21 protein-coding genes are annotated in these 22,948 nt (G+C 41.4%); all 21 read right to left on the minus strand.

What is annotated here, in order from left to right:
• Positions 1 to 47 precede the first annotated feature (47 nt).
• The 21 genes from lpxC to A3Q33_RS06015 all read right to left on the minus strand — a co-directional run bounded on the left by lpxC (position 48) and on the right by A3Q33_RS06015 (position 22,892).
• Complete coding sequence (lpxC, locus tag A3Q33_RS05915; RefSeq protein ID WP_081179152.1) at positions 48 to 965, minus strand: UDP-3-O-acyl-N-acetylglucosamine deacetylase; 918 nt, start codon at positions 963 to 965, stop codon at positions 48 to 50.
• A gap of 138 nt (positions 966 to 1,103) precedes the next feature.
• Positions 1,104 to 2,267 carry a cell division protein FtsZ gene (gene ftsZ, locus A3Q33_RS05920; protein WP_081179153.1) on the minus strand — a complete coding sequence of 388 codons (1,164 nt, stop codon included), beginning with the start codon at positions 2,265 to 2,267 and terminating at the stop codon, positions 1,104 to 1,106.
• Between the two features lie 76 nt (positions 2,268 to 2,343).
• A complete protein-coding gene (gene ftsA / locus A3Q33_RS05925) occupies positions 2,344 to 3,579 on the minus strand; it encodes a cell division protein FtsA (protein ID WP_081179154.1) in 1,236 nt (411 codons plus the stop codon).
• A gap of 5 nt (positions 3,580 to 3,584) precedes the next feature.
• The gene (locus A3Q33_RS05930; RefSeq protein WP_231295781.1) at positions 3,585 to 4,352 is read right to left on the minus strand and encodes a cell division protein FtsQ/DivIB; all 768 of its coding nucleotides are present in this window, start codon (positions 4,350 to 4,352) and stop codon (positions 3,585 to 3,587) included.
• Positions 4,353 to 4,367: 15 nt separating this feature from the next.
• Positions 4,368 to 5,303, minus strand: a complete 936-nt coding sequence (locus tag A3Q33_RS05935; RefSeq protein ID WP_081179156.1) for a D-alanine--D-alanine ligase — start codon at positions 5,301 to 5,303, stop codon at positions 4,368 to 4,370.
• The gene (gene murC, locus A3Q33_RS05940; RefSeq protein WP_081182328.1) at positions 5,300 to 6,760 is read right to left on the minus strand and encodes a UDP-N-acetylmuramate--L-alanine ligase; all 1,461 of its coding nucleotides are present in this window, start codon (positions 6,758 to 6,760) and stop codon (positions 5,300 to 5,302) included. Before murC ends, A3Q33_RS05935 begins: the two co-directional genes overlap by 4 nt.
• Before the next feature lie 8 nt (positions 6,761 to 6,768).
• Complete coding sequence (murG, locus tag A3Q33_RS05945; protein ID WP_081179157.1) at positions 6,769 to 7,875, minus strand: undecaprenyldiphospho-muramoylpentapeptide beta-N-acetylglucosaminyltransferase; 1,107 nt, start codon at positions 7,873 to 7,875, stop codon at positions 6,769 to 6,771.
• Entirely contained in the window at positions 7,868 to 9,130 is a 1,263-nt protein-coding gene (gene ftsW, locus A3Q33_RS05950; protein WP_081179158.1) for a cell division protein FtsW, read from the minus strand. The genes murG and ftsW overlap by 8 nt, the downstream gene beginning before the upstream one ends.
• Complete coding sequence (murD, locus tag A3Q33_RS05955) at positions 9,130 to 10,524, minus strand: UDP-N-acetylmuramoyl-L-alanine--D-glutamate ligase (protein ID WP_231295782.1); 1,395 nt, start codon at positions 10,522 to 10,524, stop codon at positions 9,130 to 9,132. Before murD ends, ftsW begins: the two co-directional genes overlap by 1 nt.
• Before the next feature lie 10 nt (positions 10,525 to 10,534).
• Positions 10,535 to 11,617: a phospho-N-acetylmuramoyl-pentapeptide-transferase gene (gene mraY / locus A3Q33_RS05960; RefSeq protein WP_081148303.1), complete on the minus strand. Its 1,083-nt coding sequence runs from the start codon at positions 11,615 to 11,617 to the stop codon at positions 10,535 to 10,537.
• A complete protein-coding gene (locus A3Q33_RS05965) occupies positions 11,617 to 13,017 on the minus strand; it encodes a UDP-N-acetylmuramoyl-tripeptide--D-alanyl-D-alanine ligase (RefSeq protein ID WP_081179159.1) in 1,401 nt (466 codons plus the stop codon). The genes mraY and A3Q33_RS05965 overlap by 1 nt, the downstream gene beginning before the upstream one ends.
• Complete coding sequence (locus A3Q33_RS05970) at positions 13,014 to 13,421, minus strand: glutamate ligase domain-containing protein (protein ID WP_081179160.1); 408 nt, start codon at positions 13,419 to 13,421, stop codon at positions 13,014 to 13,016. Before A3Q33_RS05970 ends, A3Q33_RS05965 begins: the two co-directional genes overlap by 4 nt.
• Positions 13,406 to 14,632, minus strand: coding sequence for a Mur ligase family protein (locus tag A3Q33_RS05975; protein WP_081179161.1), 1,227 nt, complete (start codon positions 14,630 to 14,632; stop codon positions 13,406 to 13,408). The genes A3Q33_RS05970 and A3Q33_RS05975 overlap by 16 nt, the downstream gene beginning before the upstream one ends.
• Positions 14,625 to 16,382 carry a peptidoglycan D,D-transpeptidase FtsI family protein gene (locus A3Q33_RS05980; RefSeq protein WP_196798058.1) on the minus strand — a complete coding sequence of 586 codons (1,758 nt, stop codon included), beginning with the start codon at positions 16,380 to 16,382 and terminating at the stop codon, positions 14,625 to 14,627. The genes A3Q33_RS05975 and A3Q33_RS05980 overlap by 8 nt, the downstream gene beginning before the upstream one ends.
• A gap of 21 nt (positions 16,383 to 16,403) precedes the next feature.
• On the minus strand, positions 16,404 to 16,718 hold the full coding sequence (ftsL, locus tag A3Q33_RS05985; RefSeq protein ID WP_081148291.1) for a cell division protein FtsL: 315 nt from the start codon (positions 16,716 to 16,718) through the stop codon (positions 16,404 to 16,406).
• Between the two features lie 15 nt (positions 16,719 to 16,733).
• Positions 16,734 to 17,675: a 16S rRNA (cytosine(1402)-N(4))-methyltransferase RsmH gene (gene rsmH, locus A3Q33_RS05990; RefSeq protein WP_081179163.1), complete on the minus strand. Its 942-nt coding sequence runs from the start codon at positions 17,673 to 17,675 to the stop codon at positions 16,734 to 16,736.
• Between the two features lie 50 nt (positions 17,676 to 17,725).
• Positions 17,726 to 18,184: a division/cell wall cluster transcriptional repressor MraZ gene (gene mraZ, locus A3Q33_RS05995; RefSeq protein ID WP_081179164.1), complete on the minus strand. Its 459-nt coding sequence runs from the start codon at positions 18,182 to 18,184 to the stop codon at positions 17,726 to 17,728.
• A gap of 273 nt (positions 18,185 to 18,457) precedes the next feature.
• Positions 18,458 to 19,567, minus strand: a complete 1,110-nt coding sequence (locus tag A3Q33_RS06000) for an ABC transporter ATP-binding protein (RefSeq protein WP_081179165.1) — start codon at positions 19,565 to 19,567, stop codon at positions 18,458 to 18,460.
• Positions 19,567 to 21,192 (minus strand): ABC transporter permease, encoded by a 1,626-nt coding sequence (locus A3Q33_RS06005; RefSeq protein ID WP_231295783.1) that lies wholly within the window; start codon positions 21,190 to 21,192, stop codon positions 19,567 to 19,569. Before A3Q33_RS06005 ends, A3Q33_RS06000 begins: the two co-directional genes overlap by 1 nt.
• A 24-nt stretch (positions 21,193 to 21,216) precedes the next feature.
• The gene (locus A3Q33_RS06010) at positions 21,217 to 22,230 is read right to left on the minus strand and encodes an extracellular solute-binding protein (RefSeq protein ID WP_081179166.1); all 1,014 of its coding nucleotides are present in this window, start codon (positions 22,228 to 22,230) and stop codon (positions 21,217 to 21,219) included.
• Between the two features lie 182 nt (positions 22,231 to 22,412).
• Entirely contained in the window at positions 22,413 to 22,892 is a 480-nt protein-coding gene (locus tag A3Q33_RS06015) for a YcxB family protein (protein WP_081179167.1), read from the minus strand.
• Positions 22,893 to 22,948: the final 56 nt, after the last annotated feature.

A 22,948-nucleotide genomic window follows, 5' to 3' on the forward strand; every position in this document is an offset into this window, starting at 1 on the left:
ACCAGCGCATGGCTGGTTTCTATTTTCAATGTGATTATTTTACGGCCTTAAAAAGCGGCTGCGTTAATCTCTTGATATTGAATCGGTGACTCTGCGGTATCTTCATAAGTAACCCACTCCCAGCAGTCTACTTGTTTAAAGACTTCACGTAGCAACATGTTGTTTAAGGCATGGCCAGATTTAAAGGCATTGAGTTCACCTAAAATACTAACGCCACCCATGTACAAGTCACCAATAGCATCTAGAATTTTATGTTTTACGAATTCGTCATCATAGCGCAAGTCGTCTTTATTCAACATACGGTATTCGTCTAACACAATGGCGTTTTCTAAACTGCCACCCAGTGCTAAATTATGCGAGCGTAAAAACTCAATGTCTTTCATAAAGCCAAAGGTACGTGCACGACTAATTTCTTTGATAAATGAACAACTAGACAGGTCCATACTCATCGCTTGACAAGTATTTACAATCACAGGATGTTCGAATTCAATCGCAAAATTGACGCGAAAACCTTCATAAGGCTTTAATTCAGCCCATTTATCGCCTTCTTCTACACGTATAGCTTTAGTAATACGTAAAAAGCGTTTAGCAACATTTGACGTTGCAATACCAACCGATTGTATTAAATAAACAAACGGTAAAGCACTACCATCCATAATTGGAATTTCAGGTGAGTCAACCTCAACAATAAGGTTGTCAATGCCTAAACCTGCAACAGCAGAGAGTAAATGTTCGACGGTGGAAATCTGAACACCTTGCTCATTCACTAAACACGTACAAAGGGTAGTTTCACCCACAGCTTCCGGTGTCGCGGGGATGTCGACAACGGGATCTAAATCAACTCGGCGAAAAATAATACCGGTGTTTGCAGGCGCAGGTCGGAGAGTAATCTGCACCTTTTCACCTTTATGTAACCCTACACCAATAGCAGAGACACTTTCTTTTAACGTACGTTGTTTAATCATAAATAGCCTTCTTAAGCCTATATTTTTGTATCAATTAGCCGCCACTGATTTAAGCGGAGACGTAATATAACAAAAAAGCCTAACAAAATCAAAATTCCAACATTTTTAGTATTGCTTACTAAACTTCAACAACAAGTTTTAGTCAGCTTGTTTACGTAAAAATGCCGGTATATCTAAATAATCATCTAGCTCTGTTGCTGCCACTTTTTGTGCTTGAGCATTCGCTTCTGGCATAGTTACTGGGTTAGCAGATAACTCTGGTTGTGCGCTAGGGATGTAATCACCACCAACGACTTGCGGCTCTGCAATAGGAGTTGGGTTAACAAGTGTAATGTCTGGTTTTCTATCAGCACCAATACCTGTTGCGACAACAGTAACGCGTAAATCTTCTGTCATTTCAGGGTCAATAACCGCACCAACAACAACCGTAGCATTTTCAGATGAAAAAGCTTTAACCATGTTACCTACTGTTTCAAACTCATCAATACTGATATCCATGCCAGCAGTAATGTTGACCAAAATGCCACGAGCGCCTGCTAAATCAACGTCTTCAAGTAACGGACTAGAAATTGCTGCTTCTGCCGCTTCTTCAGCACGATCTGGACCAGATGCAGTACCTGAACCCATCATTGCCGTACCCATTTCAGACATTACCGTTCTCACATCGGCGAAATCGACGTTTATGAGTCCCGGGCGAGTAATAAGTTCCGCAATACCTTGTACCGCGCCTAATAAAACATCATTCGCGGCTTTAAATGCATCTAATAAACTCGTGCCAGGGCCTAAAACCTTTAATAGTTTTTCATTTGGAATGGTGATCAATGAGTCAACATTTTTTGATAAAAACTCAATACCTTGTTCCGCGTAATTCATACGCTTTTTGCCTTCAAATGGGAATGGCTTCGTCACGACAGCTACCGTTAAAATACCCATTTCTTTTGCTATTTCTGCCACGACTGGTGCAGCACCTGTACCTGTGCCACCGCCCATGCCAGCAGCGATAAAGACCATATCAGCACCTTTAAGCGCTTCTTTAATAGTCTCTCTATCTTCTTCTGCACTGCGACGGCCAATTTCAGGGTTAGCGCCAGCACCTAAACCTTTAGTAACGTCGTGACCTAGCTGCAAAGTAACATTTGCGGCTGAGTTACGTAATGCTTGTGAATCGGTATTCGCGGTAATAAATTCAACACCTTCGATGGTTTGTAAAACCATGTGTTCTACCGCATTACCACCACCACCACCAACGCCTATAACTTTGATGACTGCTTCTTCGTTGTGATCTTCCATTAATTCAAACATTTTATTTCTCCGATTTTATTACGTTTTGTTCCACCAAAACTCTTTTTTACCTTTAATTAACCGCCAATGCCGTTAATTAAAATTCGCCTTTAAACCAAGCCAGTATTTTTGAGCCGATGCTACCAACTGACTCGCTTTTTTTATGTTCTTTATTTTGTTGCTGACTTGCCTGCATACCATAATGTAATAAGCCAACAACCGTTGAGTATGTTGGGTCATTAACATACTCTTTCAATCCACATACATCAGAAGGTTGTGCTACGCGTGCTGGCATTTGAAATACTTCTTCAGCAAACTCAACTACACCTTCCATTTTTGCTGTACCGCCGGTTAAAACATAACCCGCAGCAATTTGATCTTCTAAACCACATTCTCGTAATTCTTCTTGGATCAGTTCAAATAATTCCTGATATCTAGGCTCAACAACTTCAGCTAAAGTATGACGAGACATAGAGCGCGCGGGGCGTCCACCGACACTCGGCACTTCAATATTTTCTTCCATGCTAACCATTTGGCGCAATGCGCAAGCATATTGCACCTTAATATCTTCAGCATGGCTTAACGGTGTGCGGAATATTTTCGCAATGTCGCTAGTGACTTGATTACCTGCTACCGGAATTACCGCGGTATGGCGTAATGCACCACCCGTAAATACAGCGATATCCATGGTGCCTGCGCCCATATCAACCACACAAATGCCGAGCTCTTTTTCATCATCTGTTAAAATGGCATAGCTAGAAGCAAGCGCTGAAAAAATAAGTTGGTCAGCTTTTAAATCACAACGTTCTACACATTTAACAATGTTTTTTGCCATGTCATTGGCACAAGTGACGATATGAACTTTTGCTTCCATTCGCACGCCTGACATACCAATAGGGCTTTTAATGCCGTCTTGACAGTCAATACTGTATTCTTGTGGTAGCACATGTAACATACGACGTTCGGCAGAAATAGGTACTGAGCGCGCAGTGTGAATAACGTTATCAACGTCATCTTGCATGACTTCTTTGTCATTAATGGGCACCATACCGTTTTCATTTTGACAACTAATATGCTTACCAGAAATACCAAGGTATACCGAAGTTATATGGCAATCTGCCATTAGTTCAGCTTCATTAATAGCACGTTGAACTGACTGAATAACTAGGTTTAAATCATTAACGCCACCCTTATCCATGCCACGCGCAGGTTGATTTCCAACACCTACGATACTGAGCTGATTATCAGGCGTGATCTCGCCAACGGCTACTGAAATTTTTGACGTTCCAATATCTAATCCAACCACTAAATTTCTTTCAGTTATTTTTGACATTCAGGCTAAACTCTTTCTTTATTATCCGCGGTTTTCCAACCAACGGCTAAACCGGTATCGTATCTCAGGTCAACATAATCCACTTGCTGCCCCTCCTTTTTATTCAATTTAATTTCTGGATAAACGTCCATAAAGCGCTGTATACGCTCAACACGATTATCACGTCCTAAATTAATGGTGACACCATCATTTAAGATAAGCTGCCAAGCAAAGCGCTCGGTCAGCACTAATTCATCTATGGTTAGCTGGCTAAAATCCAATAGCTTGTTCAAATCTCTAAAGTTGTCTAAGGCTATTTGTTCACTGCCCTCTGGACCAAAAAATGCCGGTAACTTCTTGACTAAACGCTGCACGTCAGCCTGAAACGCTTTTCCGTTTGCGTTAATCAAAAAATCACCATTCCAATGAGCGATGGGTTTTTGATCAACAATATAAATTTTCAATTCATCGGGCCATTTTTTCCGTACTGAAACAGAATAAACCCAAGGTAACTTAGCCACTTTTTGCTGCACGTCATTCACATCTAAGTTAAAGAAATTACCTAAATTAACTTTTTCTATCGCTCGTTCAATATCTAAGCGCGTGGTGTAAGGCATTTCACCGGCAATCGCAATTGAGGTGACAGGCGCTGACTCTTCCGCGCTAAGTTGTTTGTTCAAAAAAATACCGAACGATAAAATGGCAACAATAACCGCAACGAAAAACGCCACACCTAGCCAAAAAGACCAGTGTAAATTGGCGACTTCTTCCTTTAATGGAAGTTGTTTTTGCATTGCCGTTGCCATACGTTACGCACTGCCTTGTGCGCTTATCGCGACTATTTTTGTCACTAATTCGCTAAAGCTTAAGCCGTGAACCTTCGCGGCTTTAGGAACCAATGACGTTTCTGTCATGCCCGGTACTGTATTGACTTCTAATAATTGCCATTGACCTTGTGCGTTGCGCATAACATCTACTCGCCCCCACCCTTTAGCGCCGGTAGCATTAAATGCTTTTAAGGCGATACTTTGTAGCTCGGCCTCGTCCTCAGCAGAAAGTGAACACGGACAATGATATTGCGTTGTATTAGCTTTATATTTCGCGTCGTAGTCATAAAAGTCGTTCGGAGTTACCATATGTATAACCGGTAACGGCGTTTGGCCTAAAATGGCAACCGTGTACTCTGGCCCTTGAACCCAAGCCTCGACCAAAATTTGATGGTCATAATGAAAAGCAGCGATAAGTGCCTGATGTAATTCCTCAGCGTTATTTGCCTTAGACATGCCAATGCTTGAACCTTCATTCGCAGGCTTAACCATGACCACATTGCCTAATTGTTGTAATATTTTTGCCGCATCTTCTGCTTGATACTGTGCTTTATCGACAATAGCAAAAGCTGCTGTCGGTAAATTCAACGCTTGAAATACTTGCTTGCTGCGAATTTTATCCATGGATAACGCAGAACCTAGCACATCTGATCCGGTATAAGGAATATTCATATATTGCAGCGCACCTTGCACACAACCGTCTTCACCACCACGGCCATGTAATGCAATAAACACACGGTCAATATCTAATTTTACTAAATCACTTAAGCAGTAATCTTGAGTATCAATAAGCTGAACATCGAAGCCAGCTTCTTTTAAACCTTTAGCCACTGCTTTACCTGAATTAAGTGACACCGCTCTTTCTGCTGATGTGCCGCCATATAAAACAGCTAATTTTTGTTCTAATAAAGGTTTCATGAGTTTGCCGCCATTAACTTTTTATCTGTTGCTAAACTACGTGCAATCGCACCAATGTTGCCGGCACCTTGGGTAATAACCATGTCGCCATCTTTTAACTGTGCCGCGATTAATTCGGCTAACTTATCGCTGTCGCTGACATAAATTGGCTCTATTTGACCGCGCAGACGTATGCTACGCGCTAAACTTTTACTGTCAGCATTAGCAATTGGCGCTTCGCCTGCACCATAAACGTCAAGTAAAAATAAGCAATCGACTTCTGATAACACTTCAACAAAGTCTTCGTATAGATCACGCGTACGTGAGTATCTATGAGGTTGAAATACCATGATCAGTCTTTTTTCTGGCCAGCCATTACGCATTGCCGCTATGGTCGCTTTCACTTCCGTTGGATGATGACCATAATCATCAATTAACACCATTTCACCTTGCTCTGTGTGCAAAGTGGCTAATTTTTCAAAACGTCGACCGATACCTGCAAAACTTTGTAACGCTTGCTGAATAGCGATATCTTCAACACCTTCATCAATCGCAACCGCAACACCTGCTAAGGCGTTTAATACATTGTGCTCACCCGGTAAATTAACGCTAATAGCCAATGGCGCGCTGTCTTTGCGCTCAACCACAAATGAGCTCATGCCGGCTGATTGTTGATATTGTGTTGCTCTAACGTCAGCGTCTTCGCAGAAGCCATAAGTAATAACTTGGCGACCAATGCGCGGTAATATTTCTCGTACCACTGGATTATCTAAACAAACCACGGCTAAACCATAAAATGGTAAGTTGTGTAGAAACTCAATGTAGGTATCTTTAAGTTTTTCAAAGTCACCTTGATAGGTTTCCATATGATCTTCATCAATATTGGTGATCACTGAAACCATAGGTTGTAAATGCAAGAATGACGCATCGCTTTCATCGGCTTCAGCAATTAAATAACGACTACTGCCTAAACGTGCATTAGTGCCGGCACTATTTAACAAGCCACCGATTACAAAAGTAGGATCTAAGTTCGCTTGGGCAAATATACTGGCAATTAAGCTAGTAGTGGTGGTTTTACCATGCGTACCAGCAATGGCAATACCGTGGCGAAAACGCATTAATTCAGCCAGCATTTCAGCTCGACGAACAACAGGAATACGTTGTTCATGTGCCGCAACTAACTCTGGGTTTTCAACATTAATAGCAGTTGAAACCACAATAACACTCGCGCCATTAACATTATTTTCGTGATGACCGATAGTTATTTTCGCGCCTAAAGCTGTCAATCGTTTAACCACTTGGTTTTCACCAATGTCAGAACCGGTAATTTGATAGCCTTCGTTCAACAATACTTCGGCAATACCGCCCATACCCGCACCACCAATACCGACAAAGTGGATGGTTTTTACACGGCGCATTTCTGGTACCCGGTTATTGGCATTACTTAATGCTGTATTGTTACTTCTTTCTGTAGTCATTTCTTTACTCATGTTTTTACTACCTCGATACAGGTTGATGCCACAAGGTTAGTTGCATCCGCATGGGCAGCATTGTGCGCAGCTTTCGACATCTGTTGTACGACTTTGTCAGATATAAACAGACTATTAAGCATTTGCCCTAGGGTTGTACCGTTAAACTCTTTTTGTGCGATTAATTTTGCCGCACCACAATTAACTAAATACATCGCATTTTTGGTTTGATGATCATCAACCGCATGCGGCAAGGGTACGAAAATAGCAGGCTTGGCTGCCATTGCTAATTCAGATACTGTTAGTGCACCCGCTCGACAAATAACCACGTCAGCCCACTCATAGGCTGCAGCCATATCTTCAATAAATTCTGTTACTTTGACCTTATCTTCTGGCAAACCGTAGTCTTGATAACTTTTCAAGACGGCTTGTTCATTGCCACCACCGGTTTGATGCCAAACATCAATACTCTGTACCTTAATTTGATTCATTGCTTGTGGCACAACGTCGTTTAGTATTTTTGCCCCTAAACTGCCACCAACAACCAATACTTTTTTGCTCGTAGCCGGTTGCTCAGGCATAACGTTTTTAATGGCGATAATATCGCTACGCAATGGATTCCCAACTACTTTTGAGCTAACTCTTTTACTAAACGCACCAGGAAAAGCACTTAACGTTCTTGTCGCGATAAACGACAGATAACGGTTACTCATACCGGCAACAGCATTTTGTTCATGCAATACCAACGGAATACCTAATAACCAGGCTGCAACGCCACCAGGAGCACTCGCATAACCGCCCATTCCCAGAACAACATCAGGCTTAACTTTGCGCAATATTTGAATCGACTGCAGCACAGATTGCAATATTTTGAATGGCGTTTTCAACCATGTTTGCCAGCTTTTATTACGCACGCCAGCCATATTAATAAATGAGATCGGATAGCCACTTTTTGGCACTAGGTCTGCTTCCATTCGCTGAGCTGTACCTAGCCAATGTATTTTCCAACCTTGTTTTACTAATGCATCAGCAACAGCAATCCCCGGAAATATATGCCCGCCGGTTCCGCCTGCCATGACTAGCAGGGTTGGGCGTTTTGAGTCATGACTAGTTTGTTCAGTCATTTTCGCCCTCGATAAGTTTTGTTTTCTTCACTTTACTTTGTTTCTTCTTAGAGCCTTTATGAGTACCAGTCGCGCGACTGGTTGCTTGAATACTTTGTAATCTAATTTCGTGATCAATACGGATTAATATCACCAAAGCTATGGTCATAATAATCATGGAACTCCCGCCATAACTAATCAGCGGCATTGTTAAGCCTTTAGTTGGTACTATGCCGGCACTGGCGCCAATATTAACGGCTGCCTGAAAGCAGAACCAAATACCAATAGCGTAGGCAAAAAAACCTTCAAAATATTTTTCTTGGCTGACTGCTTTCCTGCCCAGTAATAACGCTTTAAAGACCAAGGTCATACTTAACAACAAAATAACGCTGATGCCGATAAAGCCAAATTCTTCCGCAAGTACAGCCATTACAAAATCGGTATGTGCTTCAGGTAAATATTCTAATTTTTGTACACTGTTACCTAAACCTTGACCAAAGGTTTCACCGCGGCCATAAGCCATTAACGATTGTGTTAACTGGTAACCACTACCAAAAGGGTCTTTCCAAGGGTCGAGGAAACCTGTTACCCGCGCCCAACGATAAGGTGAAAAATAAGCCAACATTGACAGTAACGTGACACCAACGCCTGAAATTGCGATAAATTGCCATAACTTGGCACCCGCTAAAAATAACAAGCCAAAGGTCGTAACAAACATCACGATAATGGTGCCTAAGTCTGGTTGCATTAATAACAAACCACTCAATACACCAAAAACTAATAAAGGCTTGGCAAAGCCTTTAACATTTTCCATAACTTCATCGCGTCGTCTAACTAAATAAGCAGACAAATAGCAAAAGAAAAATAGTTTCGCTGGTTCTGCCGCTTGTATGGTTATCGGTCCAAGTCCAATCCAGCGTGTAGCACCGTTAACATTTCGGCCCACAACTAGAACAACCACCAGTAAAGCAATACCTACTAACAATAAATTGCCACTATATTTATGCCATTTATGCATCGGTATTTGTAACGTCAAGGCCGCAACGAACAGGCTAAGGCCAATGTAAATCATGTGCCGTACAATAAAATGAAATGGATTAGCAAATAGCCTTTCTGCAATTGGCATTGAAGAGCTTGCTACCATGATTAAACCGATCATATACATACTGAGCGCAAGTAATACATAGCTGCGGTCAAAGGTAGCGACCGAACTTGACTCAACTTGTAACCAAGGCGGTAACGTCCACTGTGACAAATTAGCAAAGGAGGCTATCATTAAATTCGCTCCTTATGCGTTAACACTGATTTTATAAACACCACACCACGTTCAACATAGTTCGCAAACATATCTAAACTGGCACAAGCCGGTGATAATAAGACCATGTCGCCCGCATTTGCTAACGTTCTGGCAAGTTTTACCGCCGCTGACAATGAATCAAGGTGCGAAGTTTTATCTGCTTGTTCTGGTGTTCTTAACGCAGCAATATTACGGCCATCTTTGCCAATCGTGATCAAGTAGTCGACGTGCTGGGTTAATGCTGGTGTAAGTGGAGAGAAATCAGCACCTTTGCCATCACCGCCGGCGATTAAAATGAGCTTATTGCCCTGCAATGTAGGTGATAAACCTTCAATAGCAGCAAGGGTCGCACCAACATTGGTGGCCTTTGAATCGTTAATCCAACGAATCCCATCGTTTGTTTCAATTACTTCACAACGATGTGCTAAACCTTTAAAAGTCATTAAGCTTGCTAGTACTGAAGTTAAATCCCAGCCTGCACATTTTCCTAACGCTAACACGGCTAAATAATTTAAAGCATTATGAATACCTTGTAATGGCAATTCAGCCAAGGTGCATAACGGTTTATCGCCTAACATTAAATAACTAACACCGTCGAGTTCAGCAATGCCGAAATCACCCGATTGTGCAGGTTCGCTGCCAAAACTTACCTGCTGACTGTTGGCATAACATGCATCAGGTTTAGTCGCGTTGTCGTTACGGTTATAAAGTGCATAGGTGCTATTTTGATATATGCTTTGCTTGATAGCGCCATAGTTTTCAATGGTCTTATGACGATCTAAATGATCATCACTTAAGTTCAATACCGTTGCGGCCAGTGGCTTCATACTTTTTACGGTTTCAAGCTGAAAACTTGATAGCTCTAAAACAATAAAATCTGCTTTTTCTTGGTCAATTTGATCCAGTACCGGCAAGCCAATATTGCCACCTAACTGCACGCGGTAACCTAAGCCGTTTCCGACATAATTTAACATCGACACCACGGTCGATTTACCATTTGAGCCCGTCACCGCTAATATCGGCGTATCACTTAATCGGCAAAACAGTTCGATATCACCAATAACATCGCAATTTTTGTTAATGACATCACTAATCTCTGACGCTGTAATATCAATACCTGGGCTGACAATTAAAATGTCTGCTTGGGCGATTAGCGCTAGATCCCAATGGCCAAAAACTAAGGTATTATCAGCAAATTGATGTTTAAAATCACCCGGAGAAATAGGCATTGCTCGGCTATCGTTGACTGCAAATGCAATGTCATGACGATGTAAAAAACGCGCGCACGATAATCCCGTGATACCAATACCTAAGATCACGATTCGTTTATTCGCTAATTGCGTCGTTACCGACTGTTGCAATTGTTTATTCACGCGTTTATTTTTACCTTAACTTCAGAGTGGCTAAGCCAATCAACACTAACACTAAAGAAATTATCCAAAAGCGAACGATCACTCTTGGCTCCGGCCAACCTTTTAACTCATAATGATGATGAATGGGCGCCATACGAAATATACGTTGACCACGTAACTTGTATGAACCTACCTGTAAAATTACCGACAGTGTTTCTATAACGAACACACCGCCCATAATAAATAACACTAACTCTTGTCTAACCAATACGGCGATAACACCTAATGCAGCACCTAAGGCAAGCGAGCCAACATCGCCCATAAAAACTTGTGCAGGGTAAGTGTTAAACCACAAAAATCCTAAACCAGCACCAACAATAGCGGTACAAACAACCACGAGTTCACTGGCTAAAGCTATGTGGGGGATATGTAAATATTCAGAAAAATTAGCATGCCCTGTCATGTAAGCAAAAACGGCAAATGCCCCCGCCACCATAATGGTCGGCACAATGGCAAGACCATCAAGACCATCGGTTAAGTTAACCGCATTACTGGTACCCACAATGACGAAATACACTAAACCGATATAAAGTAAACCTAACTGCGGTAATACATTCTTAACAAACGGAATCAGTAACGTGGTTTCTTCAGGGCTTTGCGCAAATTGATATAAAAATATCGCCGTTGCTAAACCAATCACGGTCTGCCAAAAGTACTTCCAACGGGCAATTAAGCCATTTGAGTCTTTGCGAATAACTTTACGGTAATCATCAACAAAACCAATTAAGCCAAAGCTAACGAGTACAAATAGCACGACCCAAACATAGGTGTTTGTTAAGTCAGCCCACAATAAAACACTGACGACGATAGCGGCTAATATTAATAGCCCGCCCATGGTTGGCGTACCTGATTTAACTAAGTGACTTTCTGGGCCATCGTCACGAACCGTTTGACCTATTTGCATATTTTGCAAAGCACGGATCAATTTAGGGCCAAAATATAACGATATAATCAACGCGGTCAGCGTTGATATAATGGCTCGAAATGTTAAATAAGAAAAAACATTGAAAAATGAATAAAACTGGGTGAGATACTCACCTAACCAAAGTAACATTATGCCTGCTCCTGCATAGTCTGACTGTTATGCCATTGAATAATATCAGCCACTACGTATTCCATATGAGCACTGCGCGAACCTTTAACCAAAATAGTCACTTGCTGTTCTTCACCTTGAAGTAACTGCTGTAATCGTGACAATAATTTTTCTTTACTACTAAAATGTTGAGCCTGTGCCTCTTGTCCTTGATAAAAGGCATCAGAGGCATGTTGACTTAATACGCCTAAGGTCAACAAATCGTCAATATGCTTATTTTTCGCATGTTCGCCAACTTCTTGGTGATAACGACGTGCTTCTTCGCCTAACTCGCCCATATCGCCCAAAATAAGCACTCGACGACCTGAATAACTCGCCAATAAGTCTGATGCGGCATTGATTGATTCGACGTTAGCGTTATAGGTATCGTCGATTAATTTAGTCTTGCTATCGAGTTGATGTAAATTCAATCGCCCTTTAACTTCAGCCATTTCAGCTAAACCCAAACGAATATCGTCCAAACTAGCACCAAACTCTACTGCGATAGTCGCGGCAGCAACGGCATTGCAGACGTTGTGATGCCCTGGCACGGTCAGTGCAATTTCAACACTGCCCATAGGGGTCATTAATGTAAAATTTGCACAACCATTGCTATCTAAAACTTCTTGATGACTGTAAAAATCAGCGCTGTCTTTACATGAAAATCGCAGCACTTTTTTATCTGTTAAGCGCCATTGCCATTTGTCAGCCCACTGAGTGTCTTGATTATAAATAGCAACGCCACCAGCGTTTAAGCCAGAAAAAATTTCACCTTTCGCGCGTGCTACGCCACATAAGTCACCAAAACCTTCTAAGTGAGCTGCGGCGATATTATTAATAATGGCAACATCGGGCTTAACCAGTGCTGAGGTATAAGCGATTTCACCAATATGATTAGCACCTAATTCCACCACGGCAAAGTCATGCTGCTCTTCTAATCGTAATAGCGTCAGTGGCACACCAATATCGTTATTAAAGTTACCTTTGGTAGCGAGTACATTGCCTAAGCGATTTAAAATCGCCGCGACCATCTCTTTTACCGTGGTTTTACCACTGCTACCGGTAATCGCTACCGTTTTAGGCGCCACTTTGGCTTTTACATAAGCACCAATTTCGCCTAATGCCTTATGTGTATCTTCGACGACGATTTGCGCAATATTGAGGTTTTCTTGTGCTTTTTGGACAATAACCGCGCTACAACCCAGCTCACTGGCTTGCGTTAAGAATTTATGACCATCAAAATTTGGCCCTTGCAATGCTAAGAAAACATCACCAGCCTTTAAGGCACGACTATCGGTGCTTATCGCTTTTATGGTTGAGCTCTCACCTAACAGTTGGCCATTAATAGCTGTTGATAATTCAGTTAAGGTTAACGAGATCATGCCGTTACCTCTTTTTCTGCAGAATAAAATGCTTTGACTACTGCGCGTTCATCATAATGACGCTTTTCATTGCCAAAAATAATGTAGTCTTCGTGGCCTTTTCCGGCACAAAGCACGACATCATCGGCAGCTGCTTGTGTTAATGCTGATAAAATGGCGGTTTCTCTATCTAATATTTTTTCAAAATTTGTTGTTTTTCCTAAGCCTGCAATAATATCTGCGGCTATGGCTTCCGGGTCTTCGCTGCGAGGATTGTCGTTGGTAACGATCAGACGATCCGCTTTACTTTCAGCCACTTTCGCCATTAATGCTCGCTTACCAACATCTCTGTCGCCACCGCAGCCAAATACTAGCCATAATTTGCCATGGCAATGCAATCGGCAAGCATCTAATGCGCTAGCCAATGCATCGGGGTATGGGCGTAATCAACTACAGCCGTAGGTTTACCTGCTGACGAAAATGCTTCCATCCGACCAATAATGGGCACAAGTTGCGTGATCGCTTTGGCAATGGTAGTTAGTGGTATGTTCTCGACCATTAACACGGCAATAGCAGCTAAGAGGTTTTCAACATTAAAGTCACCTAACAACTGGCTGTGAATTTCACATTCGCCTTGCTCGGTAACCAGTTGGAAGCTAACCCCGTTAGCATGATGCTGAACATTCAACGCTTGCGCAAAACGGGCATAATCTACAATGTGTTTATCTCGACCATAAACCACAACCCCTTGTGCTTTTGGCCAATTTTCTAGCCAACTTTGCGCTTGTTTATCATCGCCGTTAATAACCGCCACTTGTTTATTAGTACCAGTGAATATTTCTTGCTTCGCTGCGGCATACGCCGACATAGTTTGGTGATAATCTAGATGATCGCGGCTTAAATTTGTAAACACAGCAGTATTAAATAATGTCGCACTGACGCGTTTTTGTGCCAAGGCGTGTGATGACACTTCCATGGCAACATCGGTAATATTTTGTTCGCTAAATAGCGCCAAAAGCTGATGCAATTCTGTTGCGCCTGGCGTGGTATTTTCAATCGTTTGCAGATGCGCAAGTTTGCCTGCGCCATTGGTGCCAATAACGGCACAATTTTTCTGACAATAATCGAGTAAATTGGCAATAATTTGGCTTGTGCTGGTTTTACCATTGGTGCCGGTAATGCCAATAATATTTAACGATTTTTGTGGTTCACCATAAAACGCTTTTGCAACATCAAATAAATTATTGTTCAACTGAAAGTAAGACAACACGGGAACTTGTGAGCCTGGCACCTGTTCAAACCATGTCAATTGTCCATGTGCTGATTGTTCAGTGGTTTCTTGCAATATCATGGCGCAGTTTGCCGATATTGCTTGTTGAACATATTCACGACCGTCACGTAAACTTCCGATAACCGCACAGAATACATCACCGGCATTTAAGGCGCGCGTATCGTTCACTAAGTTAGCTTTAGCAACTGGTTGCTGATTATCTTGCGCTGTTAACTGTACTTTAAAGCGTGCTTTGAGTAGCCCAATGTTACTCGATGAAAGCGTAATTTCACCAACGCTTAAAACCGCTGCAATAGCGGCATAATTTTTAGGTGCATTAGAAACGTCTAAAGCGTGATCAAACATGGTCACGCTCCTTGGGTAAAATCTCAACTTTTTGCTCTGCTTTTACAGAGGTCATCCTTGTATTCGCATCAGGCGGGACATTGAGCAGCCGCAGCGTGCCCTTCATAATTCGCGAAAAAACGGGCGCAGCAACTTCCCCCCCATGATATAAATCACCACCGGGATCATCGATCACCACCACGACTGCAATTTCGGGATCAGAAATAGGTGCTACACCGGCAAACAAACCAACATAGTCATTACCATAACCACCGGCAAACGCTTTAATCGCTGTACCACTTTTGCCACCAACACGATAACCATCGACTTTCGCAACGGTGTAATGCTCGTTAACCACATTTTCCAACATCTCTACAACATTTTGACTGTTTTCGGCAGAGAAAATACGTTCATGCTTTTGTTTTGCTAGCATGTCAGCGTCTTGTTTTAAAATAGTTAAAGGTATTTTAGTACCACCATTTCCTAAGGTTGTATAAAAACGCGCTAGCTGAATTGGCGTAATTGCCACACCGTGGCCCCAAGATAATGTGGCTAATTCAAATTTTGACCAACGTGCTCTATCGTGCATCATGCCAGAACTTTCACCCACTAAACCTGTTCCGGTTTCTTCAGAAAATCCGGCGTCAAAAAACTTATCAATTAAGTAATCTTTTGGTACCGACAGGGCCAATTTAGTTGTGCCCATATTTGACGAGTGTACGAGTAGTTCAGATAAAGTAATTTTGCCGAGATAACGCGGATCAGAAACACGACTTCCCCCTAAACGCATCCAGCCTGGATAAGTATCAATAATACTGTCTTTTTTAACACTGCCAAATTCCAAAGCGGTTAACACCGTCAATGGTTTCACACTTGAACCTGGCTCATAGATATCGGTAATCGCACGATTACGAAAACGATGAATAGCAACACCAGCACGATTATTGGGGTTATATGAAGGACTGTTAACCAAGGCTAATATTTCACCCGTGTTCACATTGGTTACCACAGCTGAGCCTGATGTAGCTTTAAACGCCTTAACTGCGCCCTTTAGCTCTCGATATGCCAATGCTTGTATGCGCTGATCGATACTCAAGGTAATTTCTTTTGGCTGTGTAGAGGCTTTAACCGATAAAATTTCTATTTTACGGCCTTTAGCATCTTTACGATATTTTTTCTCGCCATCTTCACCGGTGAGTAGTTGATCGTAAACCCGTTCAACGCCTTCTATGCCTTTATCGTCGACATTGGTAAAACCGACAATATGCGCACTTATTTCGCCCGCAGGGTAAAAGCGTTTAGATTCTTTACGTAAATAAATACCGGGTATTTTTAACTCTTGAATGTAACCAGCCATGGCGGGAGCAACTTTACGTTCAATATAGACAAAACGTTTAGTAGGGTTTTTAGTGACTCGAACTTTTAATTTATTAACATCTTGGCCCAGAACATCAGCCAACGCTTGCCAATGTTTTGTCATAGACAGCGCATTAGTATCAAAAATTATTTTAGGATCAGCCCACACCGTTTCTACTGGCACACTAATCGCTAACTCGTGACCATTACGATCAACAATAGAGCCACGTTGCACGGTTTTTGTATTGGTACGCAATGAACGGTTATCGCCTTGCTTTTTTAGCATGTCAGGTTCAAACACCTGAATATAGGCCGTGCGTGCCATCAAGCCAGCATAAATAAGCAAAACAGCGCCTAACACAACGTAAAAACGCCATGCTACCGTGTTTGGATTATATTGTGCTGGTTTTTTCATTGCCATACCCGTGGTAATAAATCATAGTAATTTAATAATAATTTCCGAGCTTGCATCTGGCCTGGTCATATTCAATTGCTTTTCTGCACTGCTTTCAATGGCACTATGCTCAGCTAAACTGTTTTGCTCTAATAACAAATTTCGCCATTCATTTTCTAATGCGTCTCGCTCAGTTAATAGCACTTCAATTTTACTGGTGGTTTGACGATTCAAATGGGTAAAATAAATCACTGAAAACGCTGATATCAATACCAATAACAAAATGCCATAAATAACTAAGTGGCGCTTAATGTCATGCCAAATATCGAGAGTTAACACAACTTTTGGGGTTGCCATACTAACGCACCATTTTTAGCGCGCTAGCCTCTGTGCAACCCTTAATACTGAGCTGCGAGAGCGCACGTTTTCTTCCACTTCATCTTTACTTGGTTTTAATTTGCGGCCAATTAAGCTCAAGTTTTTACCTTTATTTAATTCTTCTTCGCTGATTGGCATACCTCTTGGCACTTTTTTGCCTTGAGAATGCTTTTTCATAAACTGTTTTACTAATCTGTCTTCAAGCGAATGAAAACTTATAACCACCAAACGACCATCGGTCGCGAGTACTGACAAAGATGCCGCCAATACTTTCTCAATTTGTTCTAACTCGCTATTGATGTACATGCGAATTGCTTGAAAACTGCGTGTTGCCGGGTGCTTTTTAATTTCTCTTTGTGGTGCTGTTTTCTTGATTAATTGCGCTAATTGGCCCGTGCGAGTCAGTGGTGTTACTTCACGTTCATCCACGATAGCGTTAGCAATGCGCCAAGCATGTTTTTCTTCACCAAAAGTACGTAGCACCCAAGTAATATCTTCAACATCTGCAACTGCTATCCATTCAGCAGCGGTTTGGCCACGTGTGGTATCCATACGCATATCAAGCGGGCCGTCTTTCATAAAACTAAAACCGCGCTCTGCTTCATCAAGCTGCGGAGATGACACACCAAGATCTAATAAAATACCGTCTATTTTTTCAGTCAAACCATGCTTTTCGACAATCATCTGTAAATCAGCAAAGCCATGATGTTCGATAATAAAACGTTGATCATCAGCATATTTTTCAGCCGCTGCTATCGCCGTTAAATCTCTGTCTATCGCTATCAAGCGTCCGTCTGGACCTAAGTTTTCAAGAATGAGTCCTGAATGACCGCCACGACCAAAAGTACAGTCGATATAAATACCTGCTGGTTTAATTGCGAGCCCTGTAATCGATTCGGCAAGCAGAACTGAAATATGTGCATTATCGTGTTGCATTATGTATTTATAAACGCCATCTAGTTATCATCATTTTATTCAACGATTTATCATAAAGATAAATCAAGTAAACGGTCTGTAAGCTCAATTTCACCTGACTGAATTTTTGCAATGCCTTGTTGCATCTGTGCCTGCCAAGCGCTTTCACTCCAAATTTCAAACTTTTTCAACTGACCGACCAACATTAAACTTTTTTCCAAGCCTGCATGTTGTCGCAGGGGGCCATTAATTAATAAACGACCACTTTTATCTATTTCGCAATCTGAGGCATTACCTAAGATCACTTGTTGTAATAATCGCTCTTGTGGGTTCATACTCGACAATCCACAAAGCTTTAATTCTATTTCTTCCCATTCGGGTAGTGGGTATAACAATAGGCAGGGATGCTGTATATCTACGGTACAGACCATTTTTCCTTGGCAATCAGCAAACAGCTCCTCGCGATACCTTGTAGGCATCGTAATTCTGTTTTTGCTGTCGAGCGTAATAGCGCTAGTGCCTCTAAACATAATTCACTTTATTATTTTGGGATCACCTATGATCCACTAATTCCCACTTTTCCCCACACTTATACAGTTTAGTGAGTAAAGCAAACTTATGTCAAGCAAAGTTTTCGTTAATTGATTACGCTGAGTGCCAATAAAATAAAGGCTTTGGGGGAAGTGAATGAAATTGTGGGCTTTTGTGGATCTGATACCCAATTAAGGCTGAACAATTAATTATTTTTAGCTAAAAAAGTGATTTTAGTGTCACAAATGGGCGACAGCAACAGTAGAATCAGCTTATAAATGGGCATGAGTAGTAGCAAATAAGTTAAAGTGTTCACCCTTTAATTTAATCGCTAACTTATCACCTAACGTATAAATCTCTTGGCTATAAAAACTTAATTGTGAAAAGGCCAATGCCGTATTTTGTTCAATACTGCTGAGTAAATAATGATAGCCTTGCTCAGTTACGCTTATATGTTCAACAAGTACATTATTCGCCTGATGCTGACATAACTCGATATTATGTGGCTTAACTAATAATTGATAATTGAGTGACCTGTTATCGCTTTCGTCTGTTAGGGTATTAACAATAGCACTACGCGCCAATTGCCCGACTAAACTCGTTATTTTCGCGTCACTCTCTTGCGTCAGTAATGCGACCGGCAACCAACTACCCAATTGTAAAAAGTCAGCCACTTGCCAACTTTTTGGCTGTTGACAAACATTAGCAGGAGAGCCCATTTGTAGCACCTTGCCTTGGTGCATAACGGCAATTTTGTCTGCAAAAGTAAAAACTTCATCTTTATTATGGGTAACAAAAATAGCGGTCATACCTAAACGCTTTAATAACTGTCTAATTTCAATCATTAACTCGTTACGTAGTCTGGCATCAATATTTGAGAACGGCTCGTCGAGTAATAATAAGCTAGGCTGTGGCGCTAACGCTCGTGCAATAGCGACTCGTTGTTGCTGCCCACCGGATAGTTGATGCGGATAGCGTTGCCCAAATTCAGATAACTCAAGTAATGTCAGTAATTCTTCACAGCGTTTACCTTGCTCAGCTTTGGATAGTTTTTTCAGCCCAAAACAGATATTTTCATTCACACTAAGGTGTGGGAACAACGCATAGTCTTGAAATATCATACCAATATTACGTTCTTCAGCCGGTAACATGTCTGTAGTGCTTATTTTTATTTGCTGATTGTCGTTCGTGTTAATTTCAATGGTACCTGCACTTTGTGCAATAAAGCCTGCTAAGGTATTTAGCAAAGTGGTTTTTCCGCAACCGCTTGGCCCAACAAGCCCTAATATTTCACCTTTTGAAAGTGTTAAATCTACGTGCGATAAAATAACTTTTGATTGTAATTCAACCGCTAAATTTTCAATATTGATAAGTGGCTTCACTAGCTGTCCTTCTGGCGGTTAAGAAAAATAATAGGCAGTAAGCCAAACAAGACAATTAAGATAGCGCCTAATGCACCCTGCTCTAAACGCTCATCAGAAATAAGCTGGTATATCTGCGTACTTAGGGTTTCAAAGTTAAACGGGCGTAATAACAATACCGCGGGTAACTCTTTCATTGCTTCAACAAAAACTAACAACCACGCGACCAAAATAGAGGACTTTAATAGCGGTAAATGTACCCTGAAAATAGCCGGTAAGGTTTTGACTCCTAAACTGGATGGCGCTAGATCAAGTGATTTGGGTATTTGGCTGATACCGGCGTTAATAGTGCCATTAGCAATGGCTGAAAATCGAACCACAAAAGCAAAGATAATAGCGAAGACCGTTCCCGATAAAATTAACCCTGGCGCTTTAAAGTCAAACGCCTTGGCAACATCGTTAATAATATGATCTAAAGGACCTAATGTGGCTAACATCGCCATGGCAAGTACAGTACCCGGAATGGCATAACCAAAACCAGAAATTTGCACAGGCAACATTCGTCCGCGACTTTGATGTAAACGTTGAAATAAAGCCAGCATCAATGCAATTAACGTCGCTATTGTAGCGCTGTAAGTTGCAATTTCAATACTGTTTTTTCCGGTCGCAATTAAGGCGACAAGTTGATTATAGTCGGCATAGTCAATCGCCATTGCGAGCAATAGGAGCACCGGCAATAAAAAGCCAGCAAAGACTAAAAACCAACAAAAGATACTGGCCACTATTTGCTGTACAACACTAAGCTGCTTACGCTGGTGTTGGGTATTGGGTCGGCTCGATTGATGCAGTTGCCCTGCTCTAGCGCGTTGCTCGGCGACAACAATAAATAAAATAAAAAGCATGAGAACACTGGCGAGTGCATTGGCGGCGGCAAAGTCACTGTAGCCTAACCAAGTATCATAAATAGCGGTAGTTAAGGTATTAACAGCAAAATATTGTACGGTAGCAAAGTCGGCTAATGTTTCCATGGTCACTAGCGCTAATGACACAGCAATAGCTGGACGTGCTAAGGGTAGTGCAACCTGATAAAAACTTTGTCGTTCGGTGCAACCTAATAAGCGACTGGCGCGAAGTAAATTACGGTCTTGTTGCTCAAAAGCGGTGCGTGTCAGCATATAGACATAAGGGAACATCACCAGGGAAATGACAATGGCCGCCCCGCCTAAGGTTCTCATATCAAAGAAGTAATAATCATTGGGTGATTGCCAGTTAAACCAAGTGCGTAATAACCGTTGCACAGGGCCGGCATAATCAAATAAATCGGTATATAAATATGCAACTAAATAGGCAGGCATTGCCAGAGGCAACATCAGCAACCATCTTAACTGCTTGCCCATCAGGATATTGGTTTGGCTAATAAGTGCGGCGGCGGGTACACCAAAGCAAAATGAAAGTAATGCCACCCAAAAGCCAAGTACTAAGGTATTGCGAATATATTCAGGTAATACCGTGGCCCATAAGTGAGCAAAGAGATCGCTAGAGGCACTGATGCTACCGAATAACATCACCACAATTGGCGACATTAATGCGAAGGCAAAAAACCAGCTGAAAAACTTCCAGCTGGTACTTTTATTTCCGATGTTCACTAAGTAAAATCTTAATTGAAAGCTCTATAGGTCAAATTGTGCCTTGTCGAGTAAAATCAAAGCCGCTTTGCGTTGTTTAGCAATAACTTCTAGCGATAAATTATCGGCTTTGAATTGCCCCCAAGAAGCCACTAATTTAGAAGGCTTTACCCCTGGGCGTACCGGATATTCCATGTTTGTTTCAGCGTACATTTTTTGTGCTGGCTCTGACACTAGAAAGTTCATTAGTGCCAGCGCATTGGCTTTATTGGGTGCATATTTAGCCATGGCCATACCGGAAATATTTACATGGGCGCCACGATTTTTTTGATTAGGGAAGTTAATATTAACCGCATCTGCCCAAACCTTTTGCTTTTCATCTTTAAGCATATTACCAAAGTAGTAACTGTTACCTAACGATATGTCACATAAGTTTTGGTGAATAGCTTGAACTTGTGCGCGGTCACTACCTTGTGGCTTACGCGCTAAATTAGCTTTAACCTTTTCTAACCATGTCAAAGTATCGGCTTCACCGTGCTCTGCGATCATAGACGCGACTAATGCGACATTATAAGGATGCTTTCCACTGCGAGTACAAATTTTACCTCGGTATTTTTCATCAGCAAGATCTTCATAGTTAAAGTCAATTTTGCCTAACCGTTTTGCAGAATAAATATTACGTACGCGTGTTGTTAACGCATACCATGTATTATCTAAAGCTTTATATTGCGCTGGAATGGCCTCTGTCAGTTCAGTAGACTCAGCGGCTTGCAGTAAATCTTTTTCTTTTAACTCGATTAAGCGACTAATATCAGTGGTTAATAAAATATCAGCTGGGCTATATTCGCCTTCGCGTGCCAATCGTTCAGCCATGCCTTGCTTGGCAAAGACTACATTAACCTTAATACCCGTTTCTTTAGTGAACTCATTAAATAAAGGCTCAACCAAAAACGGTTGTCGGTAAGAGTAAACATTAACATCGTCACTTGCTGCAACATTAATACTGGTACCTAAAAGTGCAACTAAAACAAAGGGAGAAAACCAAATTTTATTCAACATGTAGCCCGCCTGAACAATTCGAAAATTGATGAATTTATATTTTCCGTCAGACTAATCAAGATACCTTTCTCTGTCAAGGTTTTTGCGAACTATTCTCATTCAACTTTTATAGCGCTTATATGAAACGGATATAAATACGACTAATAAGCTCAAAAAACAAACTAAAGCTTCATCAAGATAAGTTATTTGCGAATTTTAGCCTGTAAAAAAGCCTGAGCTGACTTATCAAGGCAACGGTTGGAAATATAATGCCGATTATTATTACGGTTTATCAACCAACCATTTTCTGTTGCAGTTATTTGGCTAATATCACTAAATTGCATCTTGTTATCGTTATAGAATGACGATATATGAATACAGTTATTATCAATTTTAAGGGTAACTTCGGCTTTGGCGACTTTACTTAACATTTGGCGTGCAACCCACCACGATTTTTTATAGTGGCTACTAACAACTTCTAATATGCCTAAAGAAAAAACAAACCAAGCAGCATAAGGATTAAGCTCTGAAAACATCACTAATCCAGCACCAATAAGCGTCAATAAAGCACCTTTACGATACATGGTAATCGGAGTTTGTACTTGAACAGATTCATCAAAGCATTCACCAAAATGAGATTTGTCTAATATAAAGCTTGTTTGATAACTAAAGGGCTGGGTCATATTACAATTATATTTTATGAAGTTGTGCGCATTTTACCAAACGGATCAATGTAATA

It is taken from the genome of Colwellia sp. PAMC 21821 (assembly GCF_002077175.1).
In the GTDB taxonomy this organism is placed as follows: domain Bacteria; phylum Pseudomonadota; class Gammaproteobacteria; order Enterobacterales; family Alteromonadaceae; genus Cognaticolwellia.